18 protein-coding genes are annotated in these 20,823 nt (G+C 65.9%); 6 read left to right on the top strand and 12 right to left on the bottom strand.

The features are described from left to right. Nucleotides 1-37: 37 nt before the first annotated feature. Complete coding sequence (locus DB30_RS05475) at nucleotides 38-1,246, bottom strand: alpha/beta hydrolase family protein (RefSeq protein WP_052546910.1); 1,209 nt, start codon at nucleotides 1,244-1,246, stop codon at nucleotides 38-40. 97 nt (nucleotides 1,247-1,343) lie between these two features. Between DB30_RS05475 and DB30_RS41225 the strand changes: the two genes are divergently transcribed. Then, entirely contained in the window at nucleotides 1,344-1,961 is a 618-nt protein-coding gene (locus DB30_RS41225) for an HAD family hydrolase (protein ID WP_052546909.1), read from the top strand. Between the two features lie 7 nt (nucleotides 1,962-1,968). On the opposite strand, the gene DB30_RS05465 is transcribed toward DB30_RS41225, so the two are convergent. The 5 genes from DB30_RS05465 to DB30_RS05445 form a co-directional block, all read right to left on the bottom strand. Continuing rightward, complete coding sequence (locus DB30_RS05465) at nucleotides 1,969-3,297, bottom strand: Vgb family protein (protein WP_052546908.1); 1,329 nt, start codon at nucleotides 3,295-3,297, stop codon at nucleotides 1,969-1,971. Between the two features lie 303 nt (nucleotides 3,298-3,600). Further along, a complete protein-coding gene (locus DB30_RS05460) occupies nucleotides 3,601-4,335 on the bottom strand; it encodes a hypothetical protein (protein ID WP_052546907.1) in 735 nt (244 codons plus the stop codon). Nucleotides 4,336-4,363: 28 nt separating this feature from the next. Beyond that, nucleotides 4,364-5,623: a DUF2169 domain-containing protein gene (locus tag DB30_RS05455; RefSeq protein ID WP_052546906.1), complete on the bottom strand. Its 1,260-nt coding sequence runs from the start codon at nucleotides 5,621-5,623 to the stop codon at nucleotides 4,364-4,366. Further along, on the bottom strand, nucleotides 5,620-6,738 hold the full coding sequence (locus tag DB30_RS05450) for a hypothetical protein (RefSeq protein WP_052546905.1): 1,119 nt from the start codon (nucleotides 6,736-6,738) through the stop codon (nucleotides 5,620-5,622). Before DB30_RS05450 ends, DB30_RS05455 begins: the two co-directional genes overlap by 4 nt. Further along, nucleotides 6,735-7,805, bottom strand: coding sequence for a DUF2169 domain-containing protein (locus DB30_RS05445; RefSeq protein WP_052546904.1), 1,071 nt, complete (start codon nucleotides 7,803-7,805; stop codon nucleotides 6,735-6,737). The genes DB30_RS05450 and DB30_RS05445 overlap by 4 nt, the downstream gene beginning before the upstream one ends. A 144-nt stretch (nucleotides 7,806-7,949) precedes the next feature. Between DB30_RS05445 and DB30_RS05440 the strand changes: the two genes are divergently transcribed. Beyond that, nucleotides 7,950-8,888: an alpha/beta hydrolase gene (locus DB30_RS05440; protein ID WP_146658092.1), complete on the top strand. Its 939-nt coding sequence runs from the start codon at nucleotides 7,950-7,952 to the stop codon at nucleotides 8,886-8,888. On the opposite strand, the gene DB30_RS05435 is transcribed toward DB30_RS05440, so the two are convergent. Continuing rightward, nucleotides 8,882-9,712, bottom strand: coding sequence for a sterol desaturase family protein (locus DB30_RS05435; protein ID WP_052546902.1), 831 nt, complete (start codon nucleotides 9,710-9,712; stop codon nucleotides 8,882-8,884). The genes DB30_RS05440 and DB30_RS05435 overlap by 7 nt on opposite strands. 205 nt (nucleotides 9,713-9,917) lie before the next feature. After that, on the bottom strand, nucleotides 9,918-10,766 hold the full coding sequence (locus tag DB30_RS05430) for a DUF5131 family protein (protein ID WP_146658091.1): 849 nt from the start codon (nucleotides 10,764-10,766) through the stop codon (nucleotides 9,918-9,920). 204 nt (nucleotides 10,767-10,970) lie between these two features. On the opposite strand from DB30_RS05430, the gene tcmP (DB30_RS05425) reads away from it, so the two are divergent. From tcmP (DB30_RS05425) to DB30_RS05415, 3 genes are read left to right on the top strand one after another with little or no spacing between them, the layout of a single operon-like run. Beyond that, nucleotides 10,971-11,738 (top strand): three-Cys-motif partner protein TcmP, encoded by a 768-nt coding sequence (gene tcmP, locus DB30_RS05425; RefSeq protein ID WP_052546901.1) that lies wholly within the window; start codon nucleotides 10,971-10,973, stop codon nucleotides 11,736-11,738. Between the two features lie 16 nt (nucleotides 11,739-11,754). After that, complete coding sequence (gene tcmP / locus DB30_RS05420) at nucleotides 11,755-12,360, top strand: three-Cys-motif partner protein TcmP (RefSeq protein ID WP_146658089.1); 606 nt, start codon at nucleotides 11,755-11,757, stop codon at nucleotides 12,358-12,360. Further along, the gene (locus DB30_RS05415) at nucleotides 12,361-13,044 is read left to right on the top strand and encodes a class I SAM-dependent methyltransferase (protein ID WP_052546899.1); all 684 of its coding nucleotides are present in this window, start codon (nucleotides 12,361-12,363) and stop codon (nucleotides 13,042-13,044) included. Between the two features lie 21 nt (nucleotides 13,045-13,065). Here DB30_RS05415 and DB30_RS05410 read toward each other — a convergent pair whose 3' ends face one another. Continuing rightward, nucleotides 13,066-14,127 (bottom strand): hypothetical protein, encoded by a 1,062-nt coding sequence (locus DB30_RS05410; RefSeq protein WP_052546898.1) that lies wholly within the window; start codon nucleotides 14,125-14,127, stop codon nucleotides 13,066-13,068. 31 nt (nucleotides 14,128-14,158) lie between these two features. Then, a complete protein-coding gene (locus DB30_RS05405) occupies nucleotides 14,159-15,748 on the bottom strand; it encodes a hypothetical protein (RefSeq protein ID WP_146658088.1) in 1,590 nt (529 codons plus the stop codon). Nucleotides 15,749-15,828: 80 nt separating this feature from the next. Here DB30_RS05405 and DB30_RS05400 point away from each other — a divergent pair, with 80 nt between their 5' ends. After that, the gene (locus DB30_RS05400; RefSeq protein ID WP_146658087.1) at nucleotides 15,829-18,159 is read left to right on the top strand and encodes a hypothetical protein; all 2,331 of its coding nucleotides are present in this window, start codon (nucleotides 15,829-15,831) and stop codon (nucleotides 18,157-18,159) included. 36 nt (nucleotides 18,160-18,195) lie between these two features. Here the strand turns inward: DB30_RS05400 and DB30_RS05395 are convergent, their stop codons facing one another. Together DB30_RS05395 and DB30_RS05385 are read right to left on the bottom strand one after the other, a co-directional pair. Beyond that, nucleotides 18,196-18,951 carry a redoxin domain-containing protein gene (locus tag DB30_RS05395; RefSeq protein ID WP_240480170.1) on the bottom strand — a complete coding sequence of 252 codons (756 nt, stop codon included), beginning with the start codon at nucleotides 18,949-18,951 and terminating at the stop codon, nucleotides 18,196-18,198. A 93-nt stretch (nucleotides 18,952-19,044) separates the two neighbouring features. Next, nucleotides 19,045-20,811, bottom strand: a complete 1,767-nt coding sequence (locus DB30_RS05385; protein WP_052546894.1) for an SLC13 family permease — start codon at nucleotides 20,809-20,811, stop codon at nucleotides 19,045-19,047. Between the last annotated feature and the right edge of the window lie 12 nt (nucleotides 20,812-20,823).

Genomic DNA, 20,823 nt, shown 5'->3' with positions numbered 1-20,823 from the left:
ACGTGATTTCAGCGTGTGGATCGGTGGGCGGTCAAGCTCAGCACTCCGACGGCCCGCACTCGCCCACGCGCGGACTCGCGTTGCCGGCCCCCATCGCGCACCACTCGGGAAACGGCGAGGGCAGCTCCGCGAAGTCTTGATAGGGCGAGTAGCCATCTTCGAGCCAATACGGGTGGGCCAACATGAACTCCCACACCATCCCGAACACCGGCAGATCCGGCTGGTCGACCGGCGGCTCGAGCGGCGGCGTCGCGTGGGCGCAGTTGTGGATGCACTCCATCACCGGGTGACCGTTGTCCTCGAGCTCGACCTCGAGATCCTGCGACCCGATCTGGAAGTCGATGGCGATACAAAAGTCCGTCGGTCCGCCCCACAGCACCATCGCCGGCATGATGTTGCCGCCCGGCTGCCAGTTCTTGACGAGCCCGCCCACGCCGCCAGACAGCGACAGCATGCTCGCCAAGCGATCCCCGTGGCGGCTCGCGAGCATGCTGGTGAACAGCGCCCCGGCGCTGACGCCCATCGAAGAGACGCACTCCTTGTCCACGTTGTACTGCTCGGCCGTGCACGCGAGCAGATCGTCGAACAGCTGAAAGTCCTGATCCATCAAGAAGTCGAGATCGGTGACCGCGAACGGCCACTTGAAGGGCACGAACTCGTCGATGTCGCGGCCGTTGGGGATCACCGCCAAGAACCGGTAGTGGTCGACAGCGTCCTGAACTTCGGCCTTTTGGTAGACCGCGTTGGCGCTGCCGCCCAGCCAATGCCACAAGAAGATGACGGGGAGCTGCTCGTCCTCTTGCAGATCCGAGGGCGCGACGAAGATGAAGCTCCGGTCCCCGCCGCCGGTTGCGATGATGTTCTCCATGCCCGACTCCAACACCGGGCAGGTGCCGTTGTAGCTCGGCAAGGGCGGCGCGAGCTCGGCCCCGTCGGGAGGGGTGGTCCCGCACAGCGGGAGCATGGGCGGGGGATCGCCGTCGCCGTCACCATCGCCATCGCCATCGCCATCGCCGTCTCCGGGATCGCCGTCTCCGTCTCCGTCGCCGTCGCCGTCTCCGTCTCCGTCGCCGTCGCCGTCTCCATCTCCGTCGCCGTCTCCGGGATCCCCGTCGCCCGCGTCCTCGGTCGTGCTGGTCTCGCCAGTCTCGGCGTCGCTGACCTCGCTGTCGTCAATGCAGCCCGCCGTCAACAAGCACGCGGTCAGAGCCAGAGGAAGCGACAACTCGAATCGGAGATGGTCCATGACTGGGCGCGATTGTAGCAACTCACGCTCGCAAGTGAGCGACCAACCTGGACCGACGTTTGGCTGCACGATAGCCCGGTTCATGAGACAAGCGACCATGCCGATCCGTGGCCTCGTCTTTGATCTGTTCGGCACCCTCGTCACCCGTGGCCCAGGACCGCGGGCCTACCGTGAGCTGGTTCTCACGCTGCCGCCGTGGAAGTGGCGGCACGCTCGGCACCTGGCCCTGACCGCAGAGTTCCCGACGATCTCCGCGTTCCATGCTCACTTCCGTCCGCGCCGGGGGCCTGCCCCCGCGTACTTCGAGCGCCTCGTCGCGGCGGGCATGGCCAAGATCCGCCTGTACGACGACAGCATCCCCACGCTCGCGCGCGCACGCGCCGAGGGGCTGCGTGTCGCGCTGCTGTCGAACCTTGCCAGTCCCTACAAGCAGCCGGTGTTCGAGCTGGGGCTCGACCGCCACTTCGACGTGCTGGTGTTCTCGTGTGAGGTCGGCTTGGCCAAGCCCGAGCGGCGCATCTACGAGCTCGTCGCGGACAAGCTCGAGCTGCCAGCGAGCGAGCTCCTGATGATCGGCGACACGCTCCGAGACGACGTCCGCGGAGCCAAGGCAGCCGGTCTGTCCGCGCTGCACATCGACCGTGATGGCGCGCGGGCTGATCTGCACGGGCTGGGCGACGAGCTGTTCGCCCACCCGGTGCTGAACCGCGGCTAACCGGGAATCAGCCGTTCGGCGACCCCACGTTGCTGAGCGCGTAGCCGGTCATGTCCGAGTAGGTGTAGGCCCCAACCAAGCCGTTGTAGGTCCAGAATTGCCCGGTCACGGGATCGATCTTGCTGACGTTGCTGCCGAACGCGACGGTCCACACGTAGCCCTCGAAGTCGATGCTGACCCCATACGAGCCCGCAGCGTTCCACTGCTTCTCGACCTGCAAGGTGTCGCGGTTGACCCCGATCACCCCTTGCCCGTCCGACATCCACAACAACCCATCTTCTGCGGCGTCGGCCATGCAACCGGTGTAGCCCCCGACCGCGGCGGTCTGCCAGGTCTCGCTCGCGGGATCGAAGCGGCCAACGTAGTCGCTGCACAGCCACACGTAGCCCTCGGAGTCGACGGTCATGCCGTACCACGAGCCGTTTTGCGGCGACGGCCAGGTGTCGTAGGTCATGTCGTCGCGGTTGACCCGAACCAGCGTGCCCCAGCCCAGCTGCGAGCCCCAAAAGTCGCCGTTGCCGTCGACCGCGGCCCCATAGATGCCGAAGTACTCGGGCGCGATGCCGTTGAGCGTGACCATCTCCTTGGTCGAGCCGTCGTCACCGTCGAGCACGTAGACATCGATCGACTGGCCGTTGGTCGCCGCGGTCCACAGCTCCTCGTCCTCCCACGCGCAGGTGCCCTCGTTGAATTCGCCAGGGCCCCACGCGACCGGCCGCTGCGACTGGTACTGCATTGGCTTGTGCCAAGCGATGCACTCTTCCGTGCCCCACGCCAGGTATTGGTTGCTGTTCGAGGTCTGGATGCCGGGCATCCCGTTCGACTCCTTGCAAAACTGCGCGTCGGCGTAGATCTTGGTCACGCCGCCGAAGCGGTTGGCGACCGCGACGTGCCCCGACAGGCTGACGGAGGTGCGCGAGGGCGAGCCGTTGCTGTCGGGCCGGACGATGTAGCGACCGATCTCCGTCACGGTCTTCGTGTCGATCTTGCTGATCGTGCCCTGCTCGCTGTTTGCCGCCCACAGGTACGAGAACTCTGGCTCGTCGTTTCCGCCGCCACAGTTGAGCGCCGCGTCCGGGACCGCGAGCGTGTCGAATTTTTGGTTGCTGCCACCGTCGGCATCGCCGTCGCCCGGATCACCGTCGCCATCTCCGGGATCGCCGTCGCCGGGGTCTCCGTCTCCGGGATCGCCGTCGCCGTTGCTCTCGGCGCCCTCTGCACTGTTGCTATTACTGTTGCTATTACTGTTACTATTACCCGTCTCGTCGTTGCCGCCTGAACCCGCGTCGACGCTGCCGCTGTCGCCACACCCACCAAGCGCAATGCCGAGCCCCATGACACACACAAGCGATGCTGATTTCATGTTTGAATCCCGGGGCGCAGTTTAGTCGAGCCGGGGTCACGCGGCAGTCACCCAAGCTCAGAGGCGACGTGCGGTCACACCCACAGCAAGCTCGCGCGGGAACCTTGACGAAGCAACGCAAGCAATCCAAGCAGCTGCGGCGAGACGGCTCCCTCAACCAAAGGTCGCTAAATTAGCCCGGGACCCATGAATCGCGACTCCGACGAGACCGCCACGCCCAGGCGCTTGACCCGCTCGGCGTCTAGGCCGGCGGCTGGCAGCCCAAAATGGGGCCGCTCACACCTTCGGCTGTAGCAACCCGCGCCCGGCAAGGTAGTACTCCAGCGCGATCATGGTCTCGCGATCGACGCTGATGTCCCACCCGCGGCGCTTGCTCCCTGCTCGCCAGCCGCCCGCGGCCCAGTGCTGACCCAAGCCGGCAGCCTTCGCCGCCCCCACGGTGATCGCCCGCCCGCCGTTGACCAAGCGCAGGTATCGACCCACGCGCCGATCCTCGGCGACCGCGTTGCTGCTCAGGTTGGTCAGCGAGCTGTCCTTGCGCTCGATCAGGCTGCCGACCTCGAGCTCGGTCGGTAGCTGCAGCGACCGCGACACCAACCCCAGCCCACAGCGCAGCTGGACGTGATCGTGCTCGAGCACCAACCGGGCCCTGAACACGCCAAGCAGCGCGAGCAACAACACCGTGAACACCACGAGCAACGCCGCGCCGATCCCAGCCATCAGCGGGTTGGTCAGCGCCACGCCCGACGCGAACACACCCGTGACGACGACCGCCCACACGACAACCAGCCCGATCGCCGGGCGCACGATCCATCGATCCGCGCCGCCCAGGGTCACCCGCTGCGTCTCACCGCCAGCGGCTTGCAGCGCCCCCGCGTGAAGCTTGGCGAGGTGGCGCTCGAGGTTCTGCGCCTTGACGCTGGCCGCACAGCCCGGACACGGCAGGGTCGCCTGGGGATGGGCCCCAGCGAGCCTGCGGGCGGTGGCGACAGCTTGGATGATCTCGGCCATGGCGGCGATCCTACCTGCTCAGGCCTGCTCAGGCCCGCTCGGGCCCCGCCTGCCCAGGTGACCCGGCTTTGACCTGCTCGCGCAGCGTTGGCGGGCACAAGTACGGGACCGTGTGCTGATCATCAATGACCAACGCCAGCGGAATGTTGGCGTGAATCCCCGGCACGAACACCCGCGGCAGATCCCAGTGCCGGGCCACATAGGTCAGCGAGGCGCGACCCAGGTCCGGCTGAATCAACACGGTCGTCAGCTGGGTCTGCGAAGCGTAGACCTTGCCCTCGATGAAGAAGTCCAGCTTGGGCGCGCGCGGCAAGTGAAAGCCAACGTGCGGCCGCTCGGGGTGCATGCCTTCAATGATGATCGGCGTGCCGGCCTCGAGCGGCGGAAACACCAGCCCGATCGGACCCTCTTGCAAGACCGGTGGCGGCAGCGGATCGGGCGGGGCGACGACCGGGAGTTCGTGCCAATTGGTCGGCAGCGCCCCAAGCAGGACCTCGCGCAGCGGGGCGTCGCTCGGCGGGTGAAACCACGCCTCGACGCCGAGCCACGCGTTGCGCGGGAACATCATCGCGTTGGTGAATTCGTAGCAGGCCGGCAGCGGCTGCAGGTACCACCTACGCGGGTCACCGGTGATCAGCGTCTCGGGCCGCAGCAGCTGCTGGGGGTCCTCGAGGTTGGGCAAGCTCAACCCCGGCGCCGGCTCGTCCACGACCACGTAGCCCTTGCCAAACGGGTTGCGCGGGTACACGCCGGGGTGGTCGTACTCGAGCCGCCCGCGCATGGCCACGGTCATCTCGTCGCTGCCCACCGGCACCCGCGGGTCATAGCCACCATACGCGTTGCCCCACACGATCGGCATCTGCGTGTAGGGCTTGGGCGGGCCAAACCGGACATCCCCGCGCGCCGGCCAGTCTACGGCGCGATCACCAAATACGGCGATGAGCTTTTGTTGGCCACCCACCGTCACGCGGATCATCTGCGACGGCACCGGGGCCCCGCCGGGGGCGAACGCGCTGCCGCGCACGACCACGTCGGTCTGCATCTTCATTGGCCAAAAGTCGCTCCCCGGGGACCAGCGCGGCTCGGTCTCGGGCAGCCGAATGTCGTGATACAGCGGCTCGACCTTGGCTGGAATCGCCTGATCACCGATCAGATCATACGTGAGCTTGACGAGCCCGTAGACCATGTCGGGCATCGACTCGGGCGGGTAAAAGTCGACGATGGCGTCGTAGGCCTCCGCGATTGGTTCACGCCCGCCCGATGCGCCTGCTTCACTCGCTTCACTCATAGCGGATTGCTCACCGATGAAGGCCGCGTGTCCGCGATCGTCGTGGTCCCGTCGGGGCCGGTCGTCGTGGTCCGATTGTGAAAGCCGCCGAAGGGATCGCCAATCTCTGTGGTGGTTGACGTGGAGCCCTTCTCCCAGCTGTGCGAGTGACTCTCGGACCCGAGCCCAAGCGGGTGATTGCCCGCGATGCCGGCCCCGCTGGTGTCCAGATTGCCCGTGAGCGGGCCCGCGTTGCCGCTCGCGCCGCCCTTGCCAGACCACCCCGTGTCGCTGCTGTAGGTGGCCGAGACCCCAAGCTTGAGCCCCAAGAACGGCCCGCCGATCGTGTGGCTAACGCCGATCTCGCCCTCGCCCGTGGCAAGGATCCGCACCGCGCCAGTCAGCACCCCCACGCCCTGCTTGATCCCCCACTTGGTCACGTCGGTGGTGATGCTGCCAATGAAATTGCTTGCGAGGATCTGATACACATACTGGCCGGCGCGGCTCTGGGCGATCATCTTGCCCGCGCCCTGGCCAAAGCCCTTGGTTCCACCGCCCATCCTGAACATCAGCCAATCCAGGAGCATCCCCGCCGCGATCGCAAACGCGCCCGCGAACCAGTCGCCGAAGGTCATGCCAACCGTGACCGTGTTGAGGTGGCTAGTTGGCGCGCTCGCGAGCGGCATGTTGATCGGGTTGGAGCAGTAGGTCATCGGCGTTGGCGGCCAGCCGATCATGGTCATGCACGCGGTCTGCTTGCCGTTCATCTTGACCGTGCTCGCGCTGAAGTTGGCCTTGCGCGAGGACAGCGGGATGTGCAGCAGCGTCAGCGTGTTGTTGGGCGCCGGGGCGACCTGCACGTGGGGGATGAACTTGCCGCAGTCGTGGCCCATCTGGCAGATCGTCATGCCGCAGTGGACCACGCTGGTCGTGAACTTGTTGCCGCCCAGCGCGTAGCCTGGCGGCCACCAGGCGTTGACTGGCGACTCGATCGCGCACGCGGTCAGGGCCAAGGGCGCGGCCGGCATCGGCGGCGGCACCGGAGGAAACGGCGGCAGCGGGATGAAGTCGTGGGTCGCGGTCAGCGGCACTACCATGTTCAGGCAGATGTCGCGTTGGATCGTCACTTTGGTCATGGCTGAAACCAACCTTCGGCGAGGCGCAGGCGAAACGAACGGCTCATGTCGGGGGTGACCTCGTCGATCGTGAAGAAGTGGCGGTACACCACATAGAAGCGAGATTGCTCGGGCAGCAGCATCAGCAATTGCGGCTCGAGCTCGCGGGTGCCCGTGCGCTCGCCAAGCTCGTAGTCGGCCAGCACCCGCAAGCGCGGGATCCGAAACGCCCAGCGGGCGCTGTCGGTCACCCCCCGCAGGATCACGACCTCGTCTTGCGCCGGAATGTCGATGATCCAATCGGGGTGGGCCCGGTGGTAGGTCATGCGCAGCATGTCGGCCTGCGACAGCGGCTGGCCGGTCTGGTGCATGTGGTCGTGGGCCCGCTGCACGTGGGTGCCGATCTCGGTGGGGACCGTTGCCCAGCAATACGGCCGCGGCTCGTCGTCCCATCGCTGGATCTGCGCCTGCGGGTGCTCGAGGTTGGGCAGCAGGCGAAAGTGATCCGGGGCCAGCCGCGGGTACCCAGCCGGAGCAGAGAACGCCTTGCCAACATCGACAGCGAGCTTGTGCGCGTCAAACCCACGCCCGTACTTGTTCATGCTGTGCTCGAGGTCGATCACGCTCTCGCCGTCGATCCAACACTCTGCCGAACCACCGTAGGCCCGATCCCACTTCAACGGCATGGTCTGGAACGGCTTGGGATCGGAGATCCGCGCGCTGCCGGCGTGCTGCGCCCACCATCGATCCCCCGAGACCAGCAGCGTGCGACGGTAGTTGCCGACCGCCATGTCGACCATCATCTGCGCGCGGCCAGCCCCGCAGTGGGCCCCGTAGGCGTTGGCGAGGGCGATGACCTCGAACACGCGATCCTGACGGGGTACGGCGTCGCCGGGGAGCAGGCCGAGATCCGTGGGTTCGTCGGCCTCGAACAACGGCACCGGCGCCTGGGTGTCGAGCGCGGTGCTGCCGTCGGGCCCGACCACGAAGGTCGCCTTGGCGGTCAGCAGACCGTAGCGATGCCGGGTCCCATCGAGGGTCGCGACGCGGACATCGGCGACGACGGGGGTCTGATTGATGAGGTCCATGAGCCTGCGAACGCGCGACCGGTACGAGCGCCAAGCGCCCGGAGCCCGCGAGCATAGCAAGGAGTGTGACGCCCCGTCCCCGCCCTCGCGGCCAGGCGCTGGATGGTCATCATCCCCACAACGAACATGTGCGAGCATGCAGGCATGACCGGCGCACGCTGTCGCTCGCTCGTCGCCGCGCTCGTGCTGTGCATGGCACCGATCGCGTCTGCCTGCGATCGCGCGCCTGCGCCCAAGCCCCACGCGCCGGCACCTGCGGCCCCGGAGCCCACCCCTGAACCAGCGCCGCCCGAGCCCGCAGAGCAAGCCCCGATCGTCCCCGCGCTCGAGCTGCCCGAGATCGCCGGCATCGGATACCTCGAGGTCGTGACCGGCGGGGCCAAGCCAACCGACCCGCTCCCGATGATCGTCGCGCTGCATGGCAACGGCGCGTTCCCGCGGCTGATGGAGCAGGCGTTGCTGCGCGACCCGGGCACGAGCGATCACCCGGCCGCGATCTTCGACACGCCTGCGCGCTGCATCTTCTTGCGCGGCACCCAGCCGGCCCACACCCCGGGCCACCTGCGGTGGTTCTCGATCACCGCCAACGAGGCGCAGGCCAGCCCCGAGCAGCTCGCCGCGTTGAGCTTGCAGATCTCGGAGCGCGCTGACGAAGTCGCGACCGCGATCTCGGCCTTGGCCGTGGCGCGACCCACGATCGGCAAGCCGATCGTCACCGGTCATTCACAAGGCGGGATCTTGGTCTACGGCCTGGCGATCCGACACCCCGAGCTGTTCGCGGCCGCGATGCCCGTGTCCGGCTGGCTGCCCAAGCCGCTGTGGCCAACCCAGGCCGCGAACCCGACCGCGCAGGCGCTGCAGATCATCGCGCTGCATGGCGAGCGCGACACGATCGTGGGCTTCGACGCGGACCAGGCCAGCGTCGCGCAGCTGATTCGGCTTGGCTACGACATCGAGCTGCGCCCGGTCGCTGGCGTGGGCCACAACCTGGCGCCGATGCTCGGCCAGCTGCGCGACCAGCTGCGCGACCAGCTGCGCGAGGAGCTACGCGACCCGTCGCGCGAGCAGCCGGCGCGTCAGTAGTCGACGAACTCGTCGTCCCCGTCGCCGCCCGAGGGCGTACCCTTGCCGCCAAAGGTGTTGATCCCATACTTGCGACCCTTGCGGCGCAAGGTCCCGTGCATGCGATCCCACAGCATCAGGTGCTGGCCAAAGTTCACGTGAAAGTACACGTGGTGATCGTCGTGGTAGGTGCTGGGACCTTGCCAGGGAAAGTGCGACACCAGCCGCACCCCCGAGTGATCAATGATGTTGAAGATCAGCACATAGCCAAGCACGAACATCACCGACACCACATGAAAGGGCAGCACGAACAGCGGCAAGAAGGTCGCCGCCTGCAGCCCCAGCAGCTCGAGCGGGTGCATGGCGACCACGACGAACGGAGACGTTGCGATGTAGCGATGGTGGTGGCGATGAATGTGCTTGAACAGCGGCTTCAGGTGAAACCCCCGGTGCGCGTAATAGGCCAGCCCGTCCATCAACACAAACAAGAGCACCGTGCTGCCCAGCGTATACAGCCAGCCGTACTCCGCGACATCCGTGAACAGCTTGGGCGCCTCCCAGCCATTGAGGTACGCGTACACCAAGTTGCCAGACACGAACCCACCAAGCGCCAGGTTGAAGGTGCTCAGCAGCGCGGCCTCGCGGGACTGATCTGGCCGCAAGAAGCGCTTGGGCTGGCACTTCCAGGTCTCGGGCTCGTGGCGACGCAGCACGTAGTAACGAATGTGGTAGTAGCCGCCAACGATCCACAAGATCGCCACACCCACGAACATGGACGCGAACACGATCTGAGCCCACATGGGCCAGTTCATCTGGTGATCGAGGAGGTCGAACAAACCGAGCATGGCGGGGACGGTACCAGGACGGCTGGTCCGCCGCTCCCCCTTCGCAGATGGGCAGTCCCCGCCGCCTCAGCTGTCCGTGCCGCAAAATTGCGTAACCTACGCCCCCTGACAAGAGCGGGCCAGAGCGGGCCAGGCTGGACCCTCGCCGAGTCGGTGTCCCGGCTACTCTGGCGGTCGGCGTTCGTGCCGACTCGAAACCGCCCCCTCAAACGGCGCGCCGAATCTCCAGCAGCGGCGCCGGGCCGAGCCGACCTTCGAGCTCCTTGGCCCGATCCTCGGCCACGTGCAGCCGCGCCGTTCGATGAGCCCGCGGTGGAACCACACCGACCTCAGCTGCCGGGAACTCGTCATAGACCACTCCCCTCAGCCTTCGCCCGTTCTTCTTCTTCTGGACCCCGCCCCACTGCTTGAAGAAAAACGGGACCTTCGCGGCGCGGCACTGGTCACGGAGCCGAGCAACCCAGGCCTCGGCCATTGGTCGCGCGCCTGGGCCGCTCTCGCCGCCGACAATGACCCAGTCGATCCCGCGAAGATCGACCTCCCCCAGATCCTCGAGCAGCGGCTCGATCGACAAGAACCGCTTCCCTGCTCGCGCCCGACGTAGTTCGTCGATCCGAGCGAGTCCGTACTTGCGATCTTCGACGCTGACCCCCAACCAGATGTGGTCGTGCTCGACCGCCCCCGCACTCAGTTGCCGGGTCAACCGGCGAAGACGATCGGCGCGCTTGGTCAACAGTTGGTATACATGCCAGTCAGCCTCGACCATCACCCGAAACACCTCTTCGATGTAGACATCAGGAACGCGCTCGTGAAATAGATCGGACATCGAATTGACGAAGATCTTACGTGCGCGGGCCCAGCGTAGGGGCTCGGGAAGTTTCGAGAATACCAAGCGTAGGTCGAAGCCGTTTTCGAAGGGGTGTCCTGGCACACCGCGGAAGCGCTCGGAGAAGGTCTCAGCGTAGCAATGCTTGCAACCGGGAGAAATTTTTGTACAACCACGAACCGGATTCCAAGTAGCGTCGGTCCACTCGATGCTGCTGTGGTCGCTCACGGCGGTCAGCAGATCACGAGCGAAGGCCACCGTCAAGGCCAATGATCTCGTCGAGACAAGGCGCTGACACCGTCGCTCGAAAATTCTTGCCAACCGCCCAGAGTGTACGGTCTACTCGGTTCCGTGACCAGTTTGAAGTGTCAAAATTGTGGTCAAAGAACACCTGAGGGAAACTGTCCGCGACCGCTCGAGGACGGGCATGTCGTGCAGTGCGTCGGCGAGTGGGCCGAGAACGATAAGCACGGTTACCTCCGTGCCTACATCGAAGCCACGCGGGAAGCGCGGCGAAAATTCAGTGAGTCGGGATTTGTAGATCTGTTCGCCGGACCGGGAAGGGTCTGCGTCCGCGAACGCGGTGAGATCTTCGATGGAAGCCCCCTGCTCGCGCTCGCGCACGACTCAGCGCCGTTTTCTCGCGTGGTCCTCTGCGACCTGGCGCAGGTCAACGTCGACGCGCTGCGCCACCGAACGGCGCGGTATGGCGATCGAGTAGAGATACTCCATGGCGACTCGAACTCCAGAGTCCACGAGCTCGTCCGGCTCCTGCCCCCCGGCCTCAATCTCGTGCTGGTCGACCCCTTCGGTCTCGCACCGCTCCATTTCGAGACTTTGCGGATCCTCTCTCAGGTCGAGCACTTGGATCTGATCGTCAATTTTCCAACTTCCGATCTACGTCGCAACAAAGATCACTATATCGACCCCACAAACGAAGTCGTCGCACGCGCGTTGGGTGTCCCCGGGTGGCGTGAGCGCCTCGGACCGGGGGACATCGCGCTCGAGACCGCCAGTCAATTCGTAGATTCTCTCGCCGGTCTGGGCTACACAGGCACACAAAATCGGATGATACCAATCATGAGGGCGGGAAGTGAACTGTACCGTCTAATTTTTGCCTCCAAACACCCACTGGGCGACCGTATCTGGACGAGTGTCACCAGGCACACACCTTCGGGGCAACTCGGTTTCAAGTACTGACGGACGGGGCTACCTCATGGGCAAGTCAGAGTATAATTGGGCACCAGGAGAGACACCTCCGCTCATCAATGATCACAGCCTCGCCAAACACGAGGTTTTGGATCGATACCTCAGGACCTATGTCGAAGTCCTCACGACGAGACCGGTCATCGACAAGTTTCGTCTCACGCTCGTCGATGGGTTCGCCGGTGGAGGATGTTACACGACTGAGCGAGGAGGACTCCACCTCGGCTCTCCGCTCCAAATGATCCACGCGATCAGGGACGCTGAGGCCGCAGCAAATGCTGCTCGCAACAAGAATTTCGCCATCGAGGCAGACTTCTTCTTCATCGAGAAAAGGCGTCAGAATATCGAGGTCCTCGAAGCGACGCTCCGGATCGACCCAACCGCGATTGCCTACGAGAAGCAGGGCCGAATCCATGTGCTCCGAGGCAGCTTCGAGGACCGGGTGGCAGAGATCGTCGCCCAGGTGGAGACCAAAGGCCGCGCGGGGCGAGCGATCTTCTTGTTGGACCAGTATGGCTATACGAACGTGCCACTGGCAACTTTGCGAGACATCATGGCTCGCTTGCCTCGAGCCGAGTTCCTGCTCACGTTCGCTACAGATTGGCTCATCGACTAGATGTCCAGGCTTGGTACGATCAACTCGCAGTGGCTCGAGCAGATGGGTTTGGTCGACATGGCGGACCAATTTGAGGTCCTCGTCTCTTGCAAAGAGCACCGTGACCCACGTTGGCGCCGCCTGGTGCAATCTGTCCTGCATCAAGACTTGGTCCAGCAAAGTGGTGCGAAGTATTTCACGCCCTTCTTCATCTTGTCACCCAAGGCCCACCGAGAATATTGGTTTGTACACCTGTCCCGACACGCGCGGGCCAGGGACGAAATGGCAAAGCTACACTGGATGCTCCAGAACCGCTTTGCTCACTACGGACGTCACGGCTTGGGTATGTTGGGCTACGATCCACGTAACGACATTGCGATCAACACCCAGCAAGTATTCGATTTTTCTGAGGACTCGAGCCTAGCGATCATGAGCGCGCTCGCCAACGAACTGCCTCGCAGGCTTCACACGCCAGAGAACGACGGTGTCCGGTTCTGGGACTTTTTCGATGGTATTTGCAACGAGAGCCCCGCCACGAGCGAGCAGGTCCGAAGTGTCCTGCGACAGCTATCGCTCGACCGAGAAGTCGAGATTCATGACCCTGACAAAGGCCGTCGACGTCCGGGAGTCAAGATCCACAACAACGATCGAATTCATTTGCCGCGACAACTTACGTTCGACATGGGCAAGAGTCGAGCTGACTGATCTCCTGCGGGCAGTTGTTCTCTACTTCTTGTCGCGCTTGCGGCCGCGGTACTCCTTGGCCTCGATCCCCAGCACATCCGCCGCCATCGACAGCTTCCAAAACGGCACCCGCCCAGACTCCGAGAACGCCACGCGGCCCTGATCATCCAGGATCACCAGCCCCGCCCCGTCGATCCCAAACGCCGCGCGAGCATCGGGGGCCTCGGGCACGAACGCCCAGCCCTCGACCTCCCAGCCCTCCGCCTCGCCCACGATCACGCCGCCGATCCCCGCGCGCTGCTCGGGCTCCCAGTCTGCGGCAAGGATCCGCGCGAGCCGGATCGACGGCTGCTTGATCTGCTCGAACACCTCCTGCATCTCGCCCTCGAAGCCCCCGTCCTCGAAGCCGGGGATCTCGGCGCGGGTGACCTTGGCGTCTAGAAACACCAGCACACAGGCCCGGTCGGCGCAGCTTTGGTTGTTGAGCTCGCCAACCACAAACGCTGGCGCCTGCGGCCCCGGAGCGGGCTCTTGTGCCCGCAGCAGCTGCTTGATCTCGGCGAGCGTGGCCTCGTCGGCGTCGCCGGCATGACGCAGCGCGACCTCGCCCTTGGCGTCGAGCACGACAAACCCCAGGTGCCCCTTGGGCAGCGAGAACGCGTCGGTGAACTTGCCGCCAAAGTCGACGTAGATCGGCAGCTTCAATTCGTCGCGCATCGGGCCGACGAAGTCGCTCTCGATCTTGCCCTTCATGATCATCGCCCCGGCCGGCGCGTCGCCAACGCTGAAGCCAACGACGTCCGCGGGCAGGGTCCAGCGGTGCAGCGCGCGACGCAGCAGCTTGCCCTCGCCGCCGGTCATGCTCTCTTTGCCCTCGATCATGATGAACACGGTCTTGCCCTGCAGATCCCCCAGGCGCAGGGCCGGCTCGGGACCTTGGGCATCGAGCGTGAGCTCGGCGATCGAGACCTCGGGGTCGAGCTCGTCGAGCTGCGTCGGGATCTCATCAACCTCGGGCCACATCGACCAAGCCGCCGCGCCGAGCCCAAGCACCACGACACCTGCTGCGAGCGCGAAGATCTTGAGCTTCCTGCGGGCTGCCACGACGCGGAGTATAGCCACAACCAAGGCGCGCTCAATCCACGCGCAGCACGCCCGTTCGCAGCTCCCCGCCGCTCAGGCACGCGAGCGGCAGCGTGTCGCCGACGCCATCGAAGCTGGGTCCGACAACGGCGACCTCGTCACAGCGAAGCCCAGCGAGCGACTCGAGCATCACGTCGACCCCGGTCGAGCGCAGCGCCAACACGTCGAGCTCGGAACCCATCGGCATGACCAAGGTTGGCACGCCGTCGAGTAGCGCGAGGCTGGGCGAGCCCGTTGGCATGGCCGGGAGCTCGACCAGGTCGACAATGTCGTTGGGATCATCAGCTTGCTCGGACCACCGGTTGATCCGAACCACGCGCAGGCGCGGCGACTGCGGGCCGCCCTCGAGCGCGAACGCGTGGCGCGAGCCGAACGCCCCATCGGCGCTGCGCATCCACGTTGCCGCGACCGGCACGCTGGCGAGCTGGCCCGGGTCCGAACCGAGGCTCGGCAGCCCGTTGCCGCCGATCGTCAGCAGCCACGGAAACCCCAGACCCACGCGAACCCCCAGCGCCGCGTCATGCCCGGCAAAATTCCACAGCCGCGCGTCACCAGGCAGATCCAGGTCGCTCGAGTTGGGCCCACGCAGCAGCACCGGCAGCGCCGGGGCGCCGTTCGACGCCAGCCATCGAGTGACCAACAAGCGGTCACCTGGGCTCGAGGTCTCGGCGTCGCGCCGCGCCTCGACGCCGAGCACCACCATGCGATCGAGCAAGGTCACCGCCTCGATCCGCGCGAGCTCATGCGGGCCAAGGGCCGCGGCTTGCTCGTCATCGTCGAGGCTCCACACCGCGAAGGGCTCGCCCGGATCGCCGATCACCAGCCCCGGCCCGGTGACGCTCACGATCCGCGCGTAGACCGTGGCGCCATCGTCAGCCAAGTAGGCCGCCACCACCCACCGCGCCTGTTCGTCGCCGACCCCCGGCACGACCGACAGATCCAGCCCCGCGCCCCCGACCCCGCCCATAGCCCCGCCCATGACCAACCCCGGCAGCTCGAGCTCGAAGCCCGCCGCCGACCAAGCCCCCGCCCGGACCTGCACGCGCGCGCTGGCGGAGTCGACCACGCCCAACACCGCCTCGCTGCCTTGCCCGTGCACAACCAAGTGATCCCCGCTGTCAACTTGCTCGGGCTGCAAGGTCGCGCTCAGCGACCCCGGCATGCTCGGCACCACTTGGATCTCCACGAGCTCGGACCGCAGCTCGACCGACCCAACCTTGTGGGCCAACGCCAGCTCGTGGCGCCCCACCACCATCGCCCCCCCCAGCGCGAGCCGGAGCTCGTCGCCCTCGAGCCCGGCCGGCCCGGAACCACCCAGCGCCCAGGAGCTGCCGTCAATCTCGACCCGCGTGTCATATCGCAAGCCGGCCACCGCCAGCGTGATGTCCTGGATCTCCGAGGCGCTCACCACCAGCTCCAGGCTCGGGGGGTCCTCGAAGCTGGGTGGCGGCGGCGCTTCGCTGGCGCCGTCGTCCGGGTCCTCCATCGCGACGTCGTCCGCCGGGCACCCGAGCCCAACCAACACCCCAACCAGCCCAACCCAGGTCAAACTCGCGCGGCCGCGCTGGAGGAGTCGCCTCACTCCCAAAGTGTACGTAAGCCGCTGGCGAAGCGGTACTTTTACCGGCCCTCCCTGCCCTGGCACTCCTCGAGACTGAACCCATGCAAGCGTCCGCGCCCGCCCCCCGCCTAGATTACCGCCGCCTCGTCTTCGCTACAGCGCTGTGCTGCTTGATGTTCGAGCTGGTGCTCTCGCGCCTCGTCGACTTTCACCTCGGAGCCGACAACGCCTACCTCGCCCTGCCGATCGCGTTTCTTGGGCTCGCGCTCGGCAGCCTGTACGTGCACTTCCGGCCGACCACCCTCGAGAAGTTCAACATTCAGCGCGAGCTGATGGTGCTCGCGGCGCTGTGCGTCGGCGGGCTGCTGTTCGCGTTCGTGTTGTTCAGCTGGATCATGCCCGTCACATCGTCGGTCGTGATCGCCAAGCAGCTCGACTACTTGGCCAAGAAGACCGCGGTGTTCGTGATCATCATGGTCCTGCCCTTCTTCAGCTTTGGGCGGATCCTGACTTCCATGTACCAGCTGCGCCGCGACGAGATCGGCTCGATCTACGCGGCCGACCTGCTCGGCGCGGCGTTGGCCTGCGCGCTCACGCCAGTCGCGTTTCACTTCGGCGGGCTGCCCACGGTCGTGGTCGTGCTGATCGTGCTCTCGTTTGCGCCCTTGCTGCTGGCCAGCACCGAGCGGCGCTCGCGGATCATCGTCGCCAGCGTCGCGCTGGTCGTCGCGCTGGGCTCCGAGCGGCTGATCGACTACGCCGATCGGACCGTGTCCTACGCCCAGTGGGGCGCCGCCGGCACCTACGAAGAGCTCGACCGGGCCTGGAACGAGCACTCGCGGGTCGCCGTGGTCAAGCGCGTCTCCGACGGCGGCAAGACCTCCCACGCGATCATCCACAATAATTCGCGCAGCAACGTCCACGTGTGGCCCTACCGAGATCGCGTGCGCTCGGTCTCGGTGCTGCAAGGCACCGACGCCGCGTGGGCGCTGGGTCGCGAGCCCAAGAACATCCTCGTGATGTTCGCCGGCACCGGCGCAGAGATGATCCGCTTTGACGAGCTGGCCCACCACAAGGCCAAGATCACCGGCGTCGAGCTCAACGGCCTGGTCAAAAAATTCGGCCGCGAGAGCGAGCTCATCGCCAGCTATCGGATCGCCGAGTTCCTCGACAAGCCCAACATCGACCTGGTCATCGACGAGGGCCGCCACTTCCTGACCACCCGGCCCGAGGGCACCAAGTACGACCTGATCTACCTGGGCTCCAACGCCGCGACCACGGCCGTCACCGGGCACACCACCAAGTACTTGGACACGGTCGAGGCGTACAACACCTACCTGGATCTGCTCGCGCCCGGCGGGATCATGGTGTTCGACCACCAGCCGCTCCACAAGCGGATCTACAACATGCGCGAGGTGTTCGCCCAGCGCGGCATCGAGAACTTCGAAGATCGCATCATGATCGTCGATGACAAGGGGCGCAGCGATGACGACCTGGTGCTGTCACCCGACGGCTTCACGGACGAGGAGCTCGATCGGGTCGTCGCGGTCGCGCGCGGTGAGGGCCGCAACAAGAAAAAGAACGCCCGCAAGATCCGCTACCTCAATCAAAAGCGGCTCCGGGACCACAAGTACCGCGACACGATCGAGGGTGAGCCGGGCCAGACCTTCGTCGACGATCGGCCCTTCATGAAGGACCTCGAGCTCGACACTTATGAGCTGCTTCCGCCCGAGGGCGACGCCAAGACGCTCGGGTGGTACGTCACCTGGATCAAGATCACCACGGTCGTGGTGCTGTCTGGCATCGCGCTGCTGTTCATCGGCGTCGCGGCGCTCAAGCGCGACGCCCGAGCCCCGATCCCAGTGCTGCTGTATCTGCTCGTGACCGGGTTTTGTTTCATGCTCTGCGAGGTCGCGATCATGGCCAAGCTCGAGCTGTTCTTGACCCAACCACTGCTGAGCATGGCCGCGGTGTTGTCGTTGTTCCTGCTGACCAGCGGGGTCGGCAGCGCGATCTATCCGCGGCTGACCAAGCTCCACGACACCCGCGCGCTGGCGGGGTTGGCGGTGCTCGCGGTCATGTTCGTGATGTTCACCCTCGACTGGATGGTCGGGAACCTGCTGCACCTCCCGGTCGCCCTCAAGCTGGTGCTCGCAACCCTCGCCACTGCGCCGCTCGGGACCGTGCTCGGGTTGTTCTACCCGCACGTGGTCTCGTGTCTGGTCGATCAGGATCGGGCGCAGACGGTCTCGATCAGCTACGGCCTGAGCACGCTCGCGAGCGTGGTTGGGTCAGCATATGCGCTGGCCGCGATGATCAACATTGGGTTCAACGCGCTGCTGCAGCAGGCCGTAGTTGGGTACGCCGTGCTGCTCGTGGGGGCGCTCGTGTATCAGGTCGCAGGCGGCAAGTGGCTGTCGCGGGCTCAATGACCTGGGCCTGGACCTGATACGTCGCCGACTGCGGCGCTACGTCCAGCTGCAGTTCTTCGCCAGGTGCGCGGCGATCTCCGCCGACTCGTACATGACCTGATCGCCGATCACCAACGCTGGCGCCTGCGGCTTGCCGCCCAGGCGCACGAGCTCATCGAGCGCCGCCTGATCTTGGCTGACGTTGCGCAACGGCAACGTTTGCTCGAGGTGCAGGTTGCGGCGCGCAGACATGGCCCAGCGGCTGAACATGCACGAGTCCTTGATGTACAGCTCGGCGCCGGCCGCCAACCCCTGGGGCGCGACGGCGGCGGGCAGCTCGTCCGCCCAGCTCGCGTCGATCGCCTGGCACTCGGCCACCAGCGCTTCGACGTCGCGGCGGTTGGGCGGGCCAACGCTCTGGGCGTAGCGGACGGTCCCGCCGGCGTCGAGGATCACGGTCGCCCGATCCGTGATGCCCCGATCGGCCAAATACACGCCCATCGACTTGGCGATCTCGCCCTTCGGGTGGAAGTCGGAGATCAGCGGAAACGAGACCCCCCCAAGCTGCTCGGCCCAGGCCGCATGGCAGTAGACCGTATCAATCGAGATTCCGATCACCTGGGTGTGAGCGGCGCGAAGCTCCTCGGCCAACGCTTCCAGCGCTGGTACCTCCGCGCTTCACGTAGGGGTGAAGTCGAGCGGGTAGAACAACAGCATCACGTGGCGGTTTCCCCGCAGTGCCGCGAGATCCTGCTCCCGGCCAAGGTGATCGACACGTTTGAATGTGGGTGCTTGGGTTCCGACTGCGATCATGCCGGATACATAGCACCAACGCAGTTTGGCGCCTCTTCAACCCAGACGTCGCGCCGATCTTGCAGGAGTCTCTTGCCGAACCGGCCCCGGCGATCAGAACGGCCAGATGAGCGGCGCCAGCGTGCAGGTGACCGTCCACATCAGCAGGTTCATCGGCACGCCGATCTTCAAGAAGTCCGAGAGCTTGTAGCCGCCGGGGCCATAGACCATCAGGTTGGTCTGATACCCAAGCGGCGTCGCAAAGCTCGACGAGGCCGCGACCATCACCGCGACCACGAAGGGCATATGGTTGACGCCCAGCTGCGCCGCGGTCGACATTGCGATCGGAAACACGATGATCGCCGCCGCGTTGTTGGTCACCAATTCCGACAGCGTGGTGGTCGCCGCGTAGATCACGATCAGCGCCAGCAGCGGGTTGGTCCCGGCGTAGCCCAGCCCGACCTCCGCGATCGTCTGCGCGGCGCCGGTGGTCTCGAGCGCGCTGCCCAGCCCAAACGACGCCCCGATCGCCAGCATCAGCGGCCAGTCCATGCTGCGGCGGGCGGTCTCTTCGGAGCAGCAGCGGGTCAGCAGCATCGCCGCCGCGGCGAGCAACGCCGCCTGCAACATCGAGAGCAAGCCTGTCGCCGCGAGCGCGACCATGCCCGCCAAGATCACGAGGGAGATCGGCGCCTGCGCCTTGGTCGGCGGCCCCGCGCCGTCGAGCCGGCTGACCAGATAGAAGTCTCGCGAGTTGCGCTGCTGCTCGACGAACGAGGGCAGCGCCTCGATCAACAGCGTGTCCCCGGCGCGCAGCTCGATGTCACCGATGCGCCCGGGCATGCGCTCGCCGTTGCGCGACACCGCGATCACCACCGCGTCGTACTTGTTGCGAAACCGGCCCTCGCGGATCGTCTTTCCGATCAGCGGGCAGCTCCACGACACCACCGCCTCGGCGAAGCAGCGCTCGGCCCGGTGCGAGTCCAGCTTGAACACCTGCCGGGTCGCGGGCCCGACCCCGGGGATCCGCTGGAGGTCCATGACCGAGTCCAGGACCCCCACAAACACGAGCTGATCGTCGGCCTCGAGCCGCTCGCTCGGGTTGACGATCGGGACGATGTGACCGCCGCGGTGGATCTCCATCAAGTACAGCCCGGGCAGGTGCCGCAGCCCAGCCGCCTCGATCGACTTGCCGACCAGAGGGCCCCCCGCCGCGACGGTGATCTCGACGGTGTACTCGCGCGGATCCTCTGGTACGCCAAGCTCTCCGTCACGATTCGGCAGCAACCACCGGGCCGAGATCAGCAAGAAGCTCACGCCCACGATCGCGCACGGGAGCCCGACCCAAGTGATGTCGAACATCCCCAGCCCGGGCATACCTTGCGCCACCAACAGCCCGTTGACGACGATGTTGGTGCTGGTCCCGATCAGCGTGCACAGGCCGCCCAAGATCGCGATGTAGCTGAGCGGCAACAGCAGCTTCGAGACGGGGATCCGCGTGGTCTTGCACCAATCCATGACCACCGGCATCAGCATCGCCACGACCGGCGTGTTGTTGACGAACGCGCTGCCCACCACGACCGGCGGCACCAGCCGCAGCTGGGCCTGCGTGGCCGAGCGCGGCCGACCGAGCGCGCGCTGAACCAAGTACGCCAGCGCGCCGGTCTGGCGCAGGCCCGCCGCGACCACAAACAAGATCGCCACCGTGATCAGCCCCGGGTTTGCAAACCCCGAGAACCCGGCGCTGGGCTCGACCACCCCGGTGACCAGCAGCACCGCGAGGCCGCCCAGCAAGATCAAGTAGGGCGGATGCCGAGCAACCGCGAGCAGCACGAACACCGCCGCGACCACCGCGACCGCGATCCAGGCTTGCACGATCATGGGCGAGCCTCG

Source organism: Enhygromyxa salina, from assembly GCF_000737335.2.
Lineage (GTDB): Bacteria > Myxococcota_A > Polyangia > Nannocystales > Nannocystaceae > Plesiocystis > Plesiocystis salina_C.
The sequence above is the reverse complement of the archived record's forward strand: the minus strand, read 5'-3'. Positions and strand labels throughout refer to the sequence as shown.